We start from the raw sequence: 13,678 nt of genomic DNA, 5'->3' as shown, positions 1-13,678 counted from the left end.
CGCGCGGCCAGCGCCGCGCATGTGTCGTTGCGCGCGGGCGCCGCGCGCGCGTCCCGGCCGCCGTGCGCGCTGTCGCCGGTGGCGATACCCAACCCAGGAGCGATCCGATGAGCGCACGTCCGTCCCGTTGTCTGCACTGGCTGGCCGCATTGGCGCTGGCGGCGCTGCCCGCATCGGCCTGGGCGGAGTTGCAACTGCCGCTGCTGTTCGCCGACGGCGCGGTGCTGCAGCGCGACGTGCCGATGCGGGTATGGGGCTGGGCCACGCCCGGCGCGCGCATCCAGGTGCGCCTGGATGGCGGCGCGGCGAGCGCGGTCGCCGCCGCCGACGGCCGCTGGCAGGCGCAGTTGCCAGCGCACGTGGCCGGCGGGCCGTACGTGCTGGAGGTGCAGGGCGACGGTGCGCGGCGCCACATCGGCGACGTGCTGGTCGGCGACGTGTGGCTGGCCAGCGGCCAGTCCAACATGGAGTGGCCGCTGGCGCAGGCGCGCGATGGCGCACGCGAGGTGGCTGCGGCGAACGATCCGCGGCTGCGCCAGTTCAAGGTGCCCAAGTCGTGGTCGGCGCAGCCGCAACAGCGCCTGGCCGGCGGTAGCTGGAAAGCGGCCACGCCGGACAACGCCGGCGCCTTCTCCGCGGTGGCTTACTTCTTCGCGCGCGAGCTGCGCAACAGCACCGGGGTGCCGATCGGCATCGTCGACAGCAGCTGGGGCGGCAGCGCGATCGAGGCGTGGATGGACGCCGATGCGCTGGGCATGGACGCGGCACAGCGCGAGCGCAGCCTGGCCGCACTGCAGGCCGGCGAAGCGCGCACGCTGGCCGCGGTGCGGCAACGCATCGCGCGCTGGCCGGCCGTGCAGGACGCCGCCGAACACTGGCGCGACGCCGACCTCGACGATCGCGACTGGGACACCATCGCGGTGGACAAGCAGTGGGAAAACAGCGGCTACGACGGCATGGACGGCATCGCCTGGTACCGCACCACGTTCGTGCTGAGCGCCGCCGAGGCCAAGGCCGGCATCGTGCTGGGCGTGGGCCGCGTCGACGAGTCCGACACCAGCTACGTCAACGGCCAGCCGGTCGGCCATACCGAGCAGCAATGGAACCTGCCGCGCGCCTACGCGGTGCCGGCCACGTTGCTGCGGGCGGGCGTCAATCATGTCGCGGTGCAGGTCACCGACGCCGGCGGCGGTGGCGGCCTGCACGGCGAGGACAGCGAACGCTTCGTGCAGCTCGGCGACGGGACGAAGCGCCCGTTGCAGGGATGGAAATTCCGTCCGGCCAGGGTGAGCGTGACGCTGGACGACGGCAGGAACCAGCAACCGACCCTGCTGTACAACCGCATGATCCATCCGTTGCAGCCATTCCCGCTCAAGGGCGTGATCTGGTACCAGGGCGAGAGCAATGCCTACGCCTACGGCGCGCTGCGCTATCGCGACCAGTTCGCCGCGCTGATCCGCAGCTGGCGCCAGGAGCGCGCGCAGCCGCAGTTGCCGTTCCTGTGGGTGCAACTGGCCAATTTCCAGGCCGGGTCGGACACGGGCGACCTGAGTCCGTGGGCGCAGCTGCGCGAGTCGCAGTCCAGGACCCTGGCGCTGCCGGCGACCGCGCAGGCGGTGACCATCGACATCGGCACGCCCGGCGACATCCATCCGACCAACAAGCAGGACGTCGGCCATCGCCTGGCGCTGGCGGCGCGGCATGTGGCCTATGGCGAACGGCTGGTGTACAGCGCGCCGGTGTTCGCGCAGGCCGAGTTCGGCCGGCATGCGGTCGCGCTGCGTTTCGATCCGATGGGCAGTGCGCTGGCGGTGCGCGGCGGCGGCCCGTTGCTGGGCTTCAGCGTGGCCGGCGCCGACCGCCGTTTCCATCCGGCGCAGGCGCGCATCGACGGCGACAGCGTCGTGGTCGAGAGCGCCGAAGTGGCGCAGCCGCAAGCGGTGCGCTATGCGTGGAGCGAGAACCCGGCCGAGGCCAACCTGGTCAACCGCGAGCAGTTGCCGGTTTCCCCCTTCCGAACCGATACCTGGTGACACGGAGTCCTACCCGCATGCATTCCCTCGATTCGCGCACGTTCCTCGCCGGCCGCTGCCGGCGCCCGCTGTTGGCCACGACGCTCGCGCTTGGCTTGGCCGCGTGCGCGCCGAAGCCAGCGGCCACCGACGCCGACGCGGCCAAGCCCGACACGGCCAGACCCGCTGCAGCGCAGGCCAGCGCCGCAGCGACGCCGGCGCCGATCCCGCAACTGCTCAGCAATGACGGCAGGCACGCGTTGCTGGTGGATGGCGCGCCGTTCCTGATCCTCGGCGCGCAGGTCAACAATTCCAGCAACTATCCCGCCGCCCTGGAAAAGGTGTGGCCGGCGATGCAGGTCCTCGGCCCCAACACCGTGCAGGTGCCGATCGCCTGGGAGCAGGTGGAACCGGAGGAGGGCAAGTTCGATTTCTCCTTCGTCGATACGCTGCTGGCGCAGGCGCGCGAGCACAGGGTGCGGCTGGTGCTGCTGTGGTTCGGCACCTGGAAGAACAACGGCCCGGCCTACACGCCGCACTGGGTCAAGACCGACAACGTGCGTTTCCCGCGGGTCGTCACCCGCGACGGCAAGGCGCTCGGTTCGCTGTCGCCGCTGGCGCCGGCCACGCTGGACGCCGATCGCAAGGCCTTCGTCGCGTTCATGAAGCACCTCAAGCAGGCCGACCCGCAGCGCACCGTGCTGATGGTGCAGCCGGAGAACGAGCCGGGCACCTACGGCAGCGTGCGCGATTTCTCGCCGCTGGCGCAGCGGGCCTTCGACGGACCGGTGCCCGCCGCATTGCTGCAGAAACTGGGCAAGCAACCGGGCAGCTGGGCGCAGGTGTTCGGTGCCGACGCCGACGAGTTCTTCCATGCCTGGCACATCGGCCGCTTCATCGACCAGGTGGCCGCGGCCGGCAAGGCCGAGTACCCGCTGCCGATGTACGTCAACGCGGCGCTGCGCGGCCCGTTCAATCCAGGCCAGCCCGGCCAGTACGCCAGCGGCGGTCCCACCGACAACGTGCTCGACGTGTGGAAGGCCGCTGCGCCGCACATCGACCTGCTGGCGCCGGACATCTATCTGCCCGACTACACGCCGTACATCACCGTGCTCGATCGCTACGCGCGGCCGGACAACCCGCTGTTCGTCGCCGAGACCGGCAACCGCCCCGAATACGCGCGCTACCTGTACGCCGCGCTCGGCCACGACGGCATCGGCTGGTCGACCTTCGGCATCGACTACAGCGGTTATTCGAACTGGCCGCTGGGCGCCAGGAAGGTGGACGAGCCGACCATGGCGCCGTTCGCGCTGGGCTTCAAGGCGGTGGGCATGGGCATGCGCCCGTTCGCCAAGGCCGCCTCCGAAGGCAAGCTGCACGGCACCGCCGAGGAACCTGGCCAACCGGTGCAGGAACTGCGGCTCAACGAGCGCTGGAGCGCGACCATCACCTACGGCGTGCCGCAGTTCTGGTTCAAGGGCACGCCGCCCGGCAATCCCGAGCCGAGCGGCGCGGCGCTGATCGCCGAACTGGGCCCGGACGAATTCCTGGTCACCGGCTACCACGTGCGGGTGACCCTGCATCCGGCCAGCGAAGCGACCGCCAACATGGTCTACGACCGGGTCGAGGAAGGCTTCTACGATGACACGCAGTGGCGGTTCCAGCGCAACTGGAACGGCGATCAGACCGACTACGGCGTCAATTTCTCCGACCTGCCGCAATTGCTGAAGATCACCATGGCCACCTACTGACACCTCGGCGCCGCCAGCGTGCGGCGCCGTCACCCGCTACAGAGGGAGTGAACATGTACAACGCGAACCGTCCTGTCCGCCTGGCGCTGAAGCCGCTGCCACGCCTGCTGGCCCTGTCGCTGGCGCTGCTCGCCGCCGGCGCGAATGCGCAGGAAGTGAAGAAGGACGCCGACGGCGTCACCGTGCACCCCAGCGCCAAGGGCGCCGCGCCGGTGCGGCTGCAGGTGGTGGACAGCGGCATCATTCGCGTCAGCGCCGATCCGGATGGCGACTTCAAGCGCACCCCGAGCCTGATGCGGGTGCCGGTGCAGGGCGACACCGCCTACCAGTTCGACGAGCAGGGCGACACGGTGCGGATCAGGACCGCCAAGGTCACCGCGCAGGTGTCCACGGTCGACGGCCATGTCAGCTTCGCCGATGCCGCCGGCAAGCCGCTGCTGGCCGAAGTGGCGGGCGGGCGCAGCTTCGCGCCGCTCAAAGTGGAGGGCAAATCCTATCTGAGCACGCGGCAGCGCTTCGCCTCGCTCGACGACGAGGCCTTCTACGGCTTCGGCCAGCACCAGCAGGGCTGGATGAACCAGAAGGGCCGCAACGTCGAACTGCTGCAGAGCAATATCGACCTGGCGGTGCCGTACCTGGTGTCCAGCCGCAACTACGGCATCCTGTGGGACAACAACTCGATCACCCGCATGGGCGATCCGCGCGGCCTGCAGCCGCTGCCGGCGTCGCTGACGCTGTACGACGCCAAGGGCAAGCCGGGCGCGCTGACCGCGCGCTATTCGGTCAACGGCAAGCAGGTGCTGGAGCGCCGCGAGAAGGAACTCAACTACCAGTACATCAAGGATCTGGCCAAGTTCCCGGCCAAGGCCAAGCCCGGCGACAAGAGCCGCATGCAGGTCAGCTGGGAAGGCGAGATCGAGGCCAGGAGCGGCGGCGAGCACAGCTTCTCGCTGTACGCCAGCGAGTACGCCAAGCTGTGGGTCGACGGCAAGCTGGTGGTCGACCGCTGGCGCCAGAACTGGAACCCGTGGCACAACGAGTTCGCGCTGCAACTGCAGCCGGGCCAGCGCCACAGGATCAAGGTCGAGTGGGACCTGATCGATCCCAGCTACATCGCGCTGCTGCACCGCGATCCGCTGCCGGCGGCCGAAGCCAAGGACCTGTCGCTGTGGTCCGAGGCCGGGCAGATGATCGACTACTACTTCGTCGCCGGCGCCGACGCCGACCAGGTCGTCGCCGGCTACCGCGAGCTGACCGGCAAGGCGGTGCTGCTGCCGAAGTGGGCCTACGGTTTCTGGCAGAGCCGCGAGCGCTACAAGAGCCAGGACGAGCTGCTCGGCGCGCTGGCCGAGTACCGCAAGCGCAAGCTGCCGATCGACAACATCGTGCTCGACTGGTCGTACTGGCCGCAGGACGCGTGGGGCTCGCACGACTTCGACAAGGCGCATTTCCCCGATCCGGACGGCATGGTCAAGTCGGTGCACGACATGCACGCGCAGATCATGATCTCGATCTGGCCCAAGTTCTATCCGACCACCGCCAACTACAAGGAACTCGACGCCGCCGGGCACATGTACAAGCGCAACGTCGAAGTCGGCGAGCTGGACTGGATCGGCAAGGGCTACAAGAACTCGTTCTACGACCCGTATTCGGCCGACGCGCAGGCGATCTACTGGCGGCAGATCAACGAAAAGCTCAACAGCAAGGGCTTCGATGCCTGGTGGATGGACGCCGACGAGCCGGACGTGCATTCCAACCTGGACATCGGCGAGCGCAAGGCACGCACCACGCCGACCGCGCTGGGCCCGTCCACCGAGTTCTTCAATTCCTATCCGTTGCCGCACACCCATGGCGTCTACGCCGGCGACCGCGCCGCCGACGTCAAGCGCGTGTTCATCCTCTCGCGCAAGGGCTATGCCGGCACCCAGCGCAACGCGGTGGCGGTGTGGAGCGGCGACATCGTCTCGCGCTGGGACGACATGCGCGACCAGATCTCCGCCGGCGTCAACGTCTCCATGTCCGGCCTGCCGAACTGGACCTTCGACATCGGCGGCTTTGCGGTGGAGAAGCGCTACGAGGACCAGGACCCGGCGCACCAGAGCGAATGGCGCGAGCTCAACACGCGCTGGTTCCAGTTCGGCGCGTTCGTGCCGCTGTTCCGCTCGCACGGCCAGTTCCCGTTCCGCGAGATCTGGAACATCGCCCCGGAAGGCACGCCGTACTATGCGAGCATGGCCTACTACAGCCGCCTGCGTTATGCGTTGCTGCCCTACATCTACACGCTCGCCGGCGACACCTACCACCACGACGGGGTGATGATGCGCGGCCTGCCGATGGATTTCCCGCACGATCCCAAGGTCGCCGACCTCAACGACGAGTACCTGTTCGGGCCGGCGTTCCTGGTCGCGCCGGTGACCCGTTTCGGCGCCACCTCGCGCCAGGTCTACCTGCCGGCCGGCACCTCGTGGATCGACTTCAACAGCGGCAAGCGCTACGACGGCGGCCAGAGCATCGACGCCGCCGCGCCGCTGCAGCGCATGCCGCTGTTCGTGCGCGCCGGTGCCATCGTGCCGACCACCACCGTGCAGCAGTACGTGGACGAAGTGCCGAACGCGCCGCTGACCGTGGTCGTCTACACCGGCGCCGATGGCCAGTTCTCGCTGTACGAGGACGACGGCAAGGGCTATGGCTACGAGAAGGGCGAGTTCAGCCGCATTCCGCTGCGCTGGGACGAGGCCAAGGGCGTGCTGACCATCGGCGCGCGCGAGGGCAACTGGCCTGGCATGCTGGCCAAGCGCACCATCAACGTGCGCTTCGTCGATGGCGTGCGCGAGGAGAGCGGGGCGCTGGAACCCAAGGCCGATGCCAGCGTGCAGTACAGCGGCAAGCGCCTGAGCGTGGCGCGCAAGGGCGCCAAGCGTGGCAAGGGCAGCAAGGCCAGGTAATGGCCGAGTTGCACGGCCATTGCGGCGGGAACGGCGCTGCGGCGCAGGCCGCGTTGCGGTGCGTCCGCGATGCAGGTGCGGTCACGCCACGCATCGCTTCGCGCGCTGCCCGCTCCACGGCTGCGGCCGTCGCGCACGGCGAGCGACCGAGCGTGCGCGTGCGCGCTTCGGCGGTGGTTGCACGGTGAGCATCGCGCTGACCCGCCGCGAACTGTGCAAGGCGATCGGCGGCGGCCTGGTGGCCGGTCTCGCCGTGCCGGGCGCGACGTTCGCTGCCCATGCTGATACCGATGCCGCGCGCGTGCCGGAGCCGGCCGCAGCCGATCCGGCCGCGCTGCGGCTGTGGTATCCGCGTCCGGCCACGCAATGGGTGGAGGCGCTGCCGCTCGGCAACGGCCGGCTCGGTGCGATGGTGTGGGGCGGCATCGCCCACGAACGCGTGCAGTTGAACGAAGACACGCTGTATGCGGGCCAGCCCTACGATGCGACCTCGCCGGAGGCGTTGGCAGCGTTGCCGCAGGTCCGCGAGTTGATCTTCGCCGGCCGCTACGTCGAGGCCGAAGCGCTGGCCGATGCGAAGATGCTGTCGCGCCCGCGCAAGCAGATGCCGTATCAGCCGCTGGCCGACCTGCTGCTCGACTACGACCGCGCCGACGGCATCGACGGCTATCGGCGCGAACTCGATCTGGACACCGCGCTGGCCAGCACCCGCTTTACCTCGGGCGGCGCCACGCACGTCCGCGAGGTGTTCGTCTCGCCGACCGACCAGTGCATCGTGGTGCGCCTGTCCTGCGATCATCCCGGCCGCATCTCGCTGCGCGTCGGCATCGACAGCCCGCAGGCCGGCGAGGTCACGCAAGAGCAGGGCGCGTTGCTGTTCGCCGGGCGCAATGCCGGTTTCGCCGGCATCGAGGGCGGACTGCGTTTCGCGCTGCGGGTGTTGCCGAAGGCCAGCGGCGGCACGACCCGCATCGAGCGCGGGCGGATCCGCATCGACAGCGCCGACGAGGTGGTGCTGCTGCTGACCGCGGCCACCAGCTACCGGCGCTACGACGACGTCGGCGGCGATCCGCTGGCGCTCAGCGCCGCGCAGCTGCGCACCGCCTCGACGCTGTCCCATGCCGAGTTGTTGGAACGGCATCTGGCCGAACACCGGCGCCTGTTCCGCCGCGTCGCGATCGACCTGGGCAGCAGCGCCGCCGCGCAGCTGCCCACCGACGAACGCGTGCGCCGCTACGCCGACGGCCACGATCCGGCGCTGGCCGCGCTCTACCACCAGTACGGCCGCTACCTGCTGATCAGCAGCTCGCGGCCAGGCAGCCAGCCGGCCAACCTGCAAGGCGTGTGGAACGACCTGATGCAGCCGCCGTGGGAAAGCAAGTACACGGTCAACATCAACGCCGAGATGAACTACTGGCCCAGCGAGGCCAACGCCCTGCACGAGTGCGTGGAACCGCTGGAAGCCATGCTGTTCGATCTGGCGGAAACCGGCGCCCGCACTGCGCAGGCGATGTACGCCGCGCCGGGCTGGGTGGTGCATAACAACACCGACCTGTGGCGCCAGGCCGGGCCGGTCGACGGCGCACAGTGGAGCTTGTGGCCGCTGGGCGGGGTGTGGCTGCTGCAACAGCTGTGGGACCGCTGGGACTACGGCCGCGACCGCGCCTACCTGCAGCGCATCTATCCGTTGTTCAAGGGCGCGGCCGAGTTCTTCGTCGCCACCCTGGTGCGCGATCCGCAGACCGGCGCGATGGTGACCAACCCATCGATGTCGCCAGAGAACCGGCATCCGTTCGGCGCCGCGCTGTGCGCCGGCCCGGCGATGGATGCGCAATTGTTGCGCGATCTTTTTGCGCAGTGCATCAAAATGGGCCAACTGCTGGGCGTGGACGCGGCCTTCGGCGAGCGCCTGGCGGCGCTGCGCGCGCAGCTGCCGCCGGACCGCATCGGCCGCGCCGGACAGCTGCAGGAATGGCAGCAGGACTGGGACATGCAGGCCCCGGACATCCAGCATCGCCACGTCTCGCACCTGTACGCGCTGCATCCGTCCAGCCAGATCAACCTGCGCGACACCCCGGCGTTGGCCGCCGCGGCGCGGCGCTCGCTGCAACTGCGCGGTGATAGCGCTACCGGCTGGGGCCTCGGCTGGCGCCTGAACCTGTGGGCGCGGCTGCACGACGGCGAGCACGCGCATCGTATCCTGGCGATGCTGCTGGCGCCCGAGCGCACCTATCCGAACCTGTTCGACGCGCATCCGCCGTTCCAGATCGACGGCAACTTCGGCGGCACCGCGGGCATCACCGAAATGCTGCTGCAGAGTTGGGGCGACAGCATCTGGCTGTTGCCGGCGCTGCCGCAGGCCTGGCCGCAGGGGCAGGTGCGCGGGTTGCGCGTGCGCGGCGCGGCCGGTGTCGATCTGGCCTGGCGCGATGGCCGCCTGCAGCATGCGCGACTGAGCAGCGAGCGTGGCGGGCACTACACTTTGGTTTACGGCGGGCAGAGCCTGACCGCCGATCTTTCTCCTGGAGCGACGATGGAACTGGGTTTGCACGACGATCGGCTGGTGCGGCAATGAGTCTGTACATCGGCCTGGACGTGGGCACGCAGAGCGTCAAGCTGCTGGCCTACGATGCGCACAGCCGCCGCGTGGTCGCCACGCACGGCCATGCGCTGGAGCTGATCAGCCGTGACGACGGCACCCGCGAGCAGCAGGCGCAGTGGTGGATCGATGGCATCGTCGCCTGCTTCGCCGCGCTGACCGCCGAGCAGCGTGCGCAGGTGCGCGCGATGTCGGTGTCCGGCCAGCAACACGGCTTCGTGCCGGTGGATGCGCAAGGGCAGGTCACCGCACCGGTCAAGCTGTGGTGCGATACCAGCACCCAGCTGGAGTGCGAGGAGATCATGCGCGCCGCCGGCGGCGAACAGCGCTGCGTGGAGCTGGCCGGCAACCCGATCCTGGCCGGCTACACCGCCTCCAAGCTGCCATGGACGCGCAAGCACCGCAGCGACGCCTACGTGGCGATGACCTCGGTGCTGCTGCCGCACGACTACGTCAATTTCTGGCTCACCGGCGAGCGCTACACCGAGTTCGGCGACGCCTCCGGCAGCGGCTGGCTGGACGTGCGCACCCGGCAATGGTCGGCGCCGCTGCTGCAGGCGATCGATCCGCAGCGCGATCTGGCCACGGCGCTGCCGCCGCTGGTGCCGACCGAGACCACCTTCGCCCTGTGCGCGGCCGCGGCGCAGACCCTGGGGCTGCCGCGCGAAGTGCGCGTGGCCACCGGCGGCGGCGACAACATGATGGCCGCGATCGGCACCGGCAACGTGGTGCCGGGACGGCTGACGATGAGCCTGGGCACCTCCGGCACGCTGTTCGCGTACGCCGATCGGCCGGTGGTCGACGATGCCGCACGCTGGGCCGCGTTCTGCTCGTCCAGCGGCGGCTGGCTGCCGCTGATCTGCACGATGAACTGCACCGTGGCCACCGAGACCATCTCGCGCCTGTTCGGGCTCAGGACCGGGCAGGGCGAGGCCTTGCTCGAGGCCACCGCGCCCGGCGCCGGCGGGCTGGTGTTGCTGCCGTTCTTCAACGGCGAGCGCACCCCGAACCTGCCGGCCGCGCGCGGCTGCATGACCGGCATGGACCTGCACAACACCACGCCGGCGCATTTCTACCGCGCGGCGATGGAAGGCGCCACCTACAGCCTGCGCAACGGCTTCGACGCCTTCGTCGATGCCGGGCTGGCGTTCGATTCGATCTACGTCACCGGCGGCGGCAGCAAGAGCGCCGGCTGGCGCCAGCTGATCGCCGACCTGTTCGGCTTGCCGGTGCACGTGCCGGCGCAGGCCGAGGGCGCCGCGTTCGGCGCCGCGCTGCAGGCGCTGTGGGCCGATGGCCACGCGCAGGGCGACCGCGCCAGCCTGGCCGAGGTGGTGCTGCAGCACCAGCAGGACGACGCCGCGCTGTCCGCGCAGCCCGATCCGCAACGCGGCGCGCAGTACCAGGCGCACTACCAGACCTTCTTGAAGCACTTGCACGCCATTGGCCCGCTCTACGCCGGCTGATCCACTTTTCCCCCAGCAAACGCACACCAGGACTTCGTCATGAGCACTTCCGTCTACATCGGCGCCAAGGAATACTTCCCGGGCATCGGCCGCATCGCGTTCGAAGGCAAGGCCTCGGACAATCCGCTGGCATTCAAGGTCTACGAGGCCGACAAGAAGATCGGCGACAAGACCATGGCCGAGCACCTGCGCTTCGCGGTGGCGTACTGGCACAGCTTCTGCGGCAACGGCGCCGATCCGTTCGGCCCGGGCACGCGCGCCTATCCGTGGGACGCCGGCAGCGACGCGCTGGGCCGTGCCGAGGCCAAGGCCGATGCGGCGTTCGAGTTCTTCACCAAGCTCGGCGTGCCGTACTACTGCTTCCACGATATCGACCTGGCGCCGGACGCGGACGAGGTCGGCCAGTACGAGAAGAACCTCAAGCACATGGTCGGCATCGCCAGGCAGCGCCAGGCCGACACCGGCATCAAGCTGCTGTGGGGCACCGCCAACCTGTTCTCGCATCCGCGCTACATGAACGGCGCGGCGACCAATCCGGACTTCGACGTGGTCGCGCGCGCGGCGGTGCAGGTCAAGGCCGCGCTCGACGCCACGGTCGAGCTGGGCGGCGAGAACTATGTGTTCTGGGGCGGCCGCGAAGGCTATGCCAGCCTGCACAACACGCAGATGAAGCGCGAGCAGGACAACATGGCGCGCTTCCTCACCATCGCCCGCGACTACGGCCGCAGCATCGGCTTCAAAGGCAATTTCCTGATCGAGCCCAAGCCGATGGAGCCGATGAAGCACCAGTACGATTTCGACAGCGCCACGGTGATCGGCTTCCTGCGCCAGCACGGCCTGGACAACGATTTCAAGCTCAACATCGAGGCCAACCACGCCACCCTGTCGGGCCACAGCTTCGAGCACGATCTGCAGGTGGCCAGCGACGCGGGTCTGCTCGGCAGCATCGACGCCAACCGCGGCAATCCGCAGAACGGCTGGGACACCGACCAGTTCCCGACCGACCTGTACGACACGGTCGGGGCGATGCTGGTGGTGCTGCGGCAGGGCGGGCTGGCGCCGGGCGGGCTGAACTTCGACGCCAAGGTGCGGCGCGAGTCGTCCGATCCGCAGGACCTGTTCCTGGCGCACATCGGCGGCATGGACGCGTTCGCGCGCGGACTGGAAGTGGCCCATGCGCTGCTGACGGCCTCGCCGCTGGAGCAGTGGCGCGCCGAGCGCTACAGCAGCTTCGACAGCGGCGCCGGTGCGGCGTTCGCGGCCGGCCGCAGCACGCTGGCGGAGCTGGCGGCGCACGCGGCCAAGGCCGGCGCGCCCAAGCAGGTCAGCGGCCGCCAGGAAGCCTACGAGAACCTGATCAACCAGTACCTGATCCGCTGATGCGCGTGACGGCCGGCGGCACCCTTGCCGCCGGCCGTGCTGTCCTCCCCCGATGGCCGGCTTCCTTTCTGCACGACACCAGGTGACTCAATGTCCAGCGTCTCCCTAGACCGCGCCCAGGGCGCAGGCGAGAACACGCGCCTCATCATCCTCATCAGTTGCGTCGCCACCATCGGCGGCTTCCTGTTCGGCTTCGACAGCGGCGTGATCAACGGCACCGTCGACGGTCTCAAGCAGACCTTCCATTCCAGCGCCGCCGGTACCGGCTTCGAGGTCGCCTCGATGCTGCTGGGCTGCGCGATCGGCGCGTTCTTCGCCGGCTGGCTGGCCGACCGCCTCGGCCGCCGTGCGGTGCTGATCATCTCCGCGGTGCTGTTCCTGCTGTCGGCGCTCGGCGCCGGCGCCTCGCACAGTTCCGTGTTCTTCGTCTGCGCGCGGGTCATGGGCGGCTTCGCGGTCGGCGCGGCCAGCGTGATGTCGCCGGCGTACATCGCCGAAGTGGCGCCGGCGCGCTACCGCGGGCGCCTGGCCACGGTGCAGCAGATCGCCATCATCAGCGGCCTGTTCACCGCGTTCCTGAGCAACTACGTGCTGGTCAAGCTGGCCAGCGCCTCGACCGAGCCGCTGTGGCTGGGCCAGGCCGCGTGGCGCTGGATGTTCTGGATGCAGGCGTTCCCGTCGCTGCTGTTCCTGCTGCTGTTGCTGGCGATCCCGGAAAGCCCGCGCTACCTGGTGGTCAAGGGCCGCCGCGAGGATGCGCTGGCGGTGCTGACCAGGCTCTACGGGCCGCGCGAGGCGCAGGCCAAGCTGACCGAGATCTCCGCCTCGCTGGCCGCCGACCAGCACAAGCCGAAGCTGTCGGACCTGGTCAGCAAGGTCACCGGCAAGGTGCGTCCGATCGTGTGGATCGGCATCGGCCTGGCCACGTTCCAGCAACTGGTCGGCATCAACGTGGTGTTCTACTACGGCGCGGTGCTGTGGCAGGCGGTGGGTTTCTCTGAAAGCGATTCGCTGCTGATCAATGTGCTGTCCGGCGCGCTGAGCATCGGCGCCTGCCTGATCACGGTGCTGCTGATCGACAGGATCGGGCGCAAACCCTTGCTCTGGATCGGTTCGGCCGGCATGGCGGTGTCGCTGGCGCTGGTCACGCTGGCCTTCGCCAGCGCTTCGCTGGACGCGGCCGGCAAGCTGGCGATGTCGCCGGGCATGGGCCGGCTGGCGCTGGTCGCGGCCAACGTCTACGTGATCTTCTTCAACATGTCCTGGGGCCCGGTGATGTGGGTGATGCTGGGCGAGATGTTTCCCAACCAGATCCGCGGCTCCGGCCTGGCGGTGGCGGGCGCGGCGCAGTGGACCTCGAACTTCGCCATCACCGTGTCGTTCCCGATCCTGCTCGGTAGCATCGGCCTGGCCGGCGCCTACGGCATCTACACCGTGGCCGCGTTCATCTCGGTGTTCTTCGTGCTCAAGTACGTGTACGAGACCAAGGGCCGCGAGCTGGAGCAGATGCAGGGCTGAACCGGGT

The 13,678-nt window shown here is 69.3% G+C and carries 7 protein-coding genes; all 7 read left to right on the top strand.

Annotation, left to right across the window (positions count from 1 at the left end):
• The first annotated feature begins 107 nt into the window (after positions 1-107).
• The 7 genes from NRY95_12445 (at position 108) to NRY95_12415 (ending at position 13,671) form a co-directional block, all read left to right on the top strand.
• Complete coding sequence (locus NRY95_12445) at positions 108-2,033, top strand: sialate O-acetylesterase (protein UYC14559.1); 1,926 nt, start codon at positions 108-110, stop codon at positions 2,031-2,033.
• 17 nt (positions 2,034-2,050) lie between these two features.
• Complete coding sequence (locus tag NRY95_12440) at positions 2,051-3,763, top strand: DUF5597 domain-containing protein (GenBank protein ID UYC14558.1); 1,713 nt, start codon at positions 2,051-2,053, stop codon at positions 3,761-3,763.
• 53 nt (positions 3,764-3,816) lie between these two features.
• Complete coding sequence (locus NRY95_12435) at positions 3,817-6,708, top strand: DUF5110 domain-containing protein (protein UYC14557.1); 2,892 nt, start codon at positions 3,817-3,819, stop codon at positions 6,706-6,708.
• Between the two features lie 184 nt (positions 6,709-6,892).
• Positions 6,893-9,283, top strand: coding sequence for a glycoside hydrolase family 95 protein (locus tag NRY95_12430; GenBank protein UYC14556.1), 2,391 nt, complete (start codon positions 6,893-6,895; stop codon positions 9,281-9,283).
• On the top strand, positions 9,280-10,773 hold the full coding sequence (gene xylB / locus NRY95_12425; GenBank protein ID UYC14555.1) for a xylulokinase: 1,494 nt from the start codon (positions 9,280-9,282) through the stop codon (positions 10,771-10,773). The genes NRY95_12430 and xylB overlap by 4 nt, the downstream gene beginning before the upstream one ends.
• Positions 10,774-10,812: 39 nt before the next feature.
• A complete protein-coding gene (gene xylA / locus NRY95_12420; GenBank protein ID UYC14554.1) occupies positions 10,813-12,153 on the top strand; it encodes a xylose isomerase in 1,341 nt (446 codons plus the stop codon).
• A 90-nt stretch (positions 12,154-12,243) separates the two neighbouring features.
• Entirely contained in the window at positions 12,244-13,671 is a 1,428-nt protein-coding gene (locus NRY95_12415; GenBank protein UYC14553.1) for a sugar porter family MFS transporter, read from the top strand.
• The last annotated feature ends 7 nt before the right edge of the window (positions 13,672-13,678 follow it).

It is taken from the genome of Xanthomonas campestris pv. phormiicola (assembly GCA_025666215.1).
Taxonomy (GTDB): Bacteria; Pseudomonadota; Gammaproteobacteria; order Xanthomonadales; family Xanthomonadaceae; genus Xanthomonas_A; species Xanthomonas_A campestris_A.
Note: the sequence above shows the minus strand (reverse complement) of the source record. Positions and strands in the feature narration are given on the sequence as shown.

Excerpts from the sequence above, each read along its gene's own strand:
- NRY95_12445 (UYC14559.1), top strand. The coding sequence starts at position 108 with ATGAGCGCACGTCCGTCCCGTTGTCTGCACTGGCTGGCCGCATTGGCG.
- NRY95_12440 (UYC14558.1), top strand. The coding sequence starts at position 2,051 with ATGCATTCCCTCGATTCGCGCACGTTCCTCGCCGGCCGCTGCCGGCGC.
- NRY95_12435 (UYC14557.1), top strand. The coding sequence starts at position 3,817 with ATGTACAACGCGAACCGTCCTGTCCGCCTGGCGCTGAAGCCGCTGCCA.
- xylB (UYC14555.1), top strand. The coding sequence starts at position 9,280 with ATGAGTCTGTACATCGGCCTGGACGTGGGCACGCAGAGCGTCAAGCTG.
- xylA (UYC14554.1), top strand. The coding sequence starts at position 10,813 with ATGAGCACTTCCGTCTACATCGGCGCCAAGGAATACTTCCCGGGCATC.
- NRY95_12415 (UYC14553.1), top strand. The coding sequence starts at position 12,244 with ATGTCCAGCGTCTCCCTAGACCGCGCCCAGGGCGCAGGCGAGAACACG.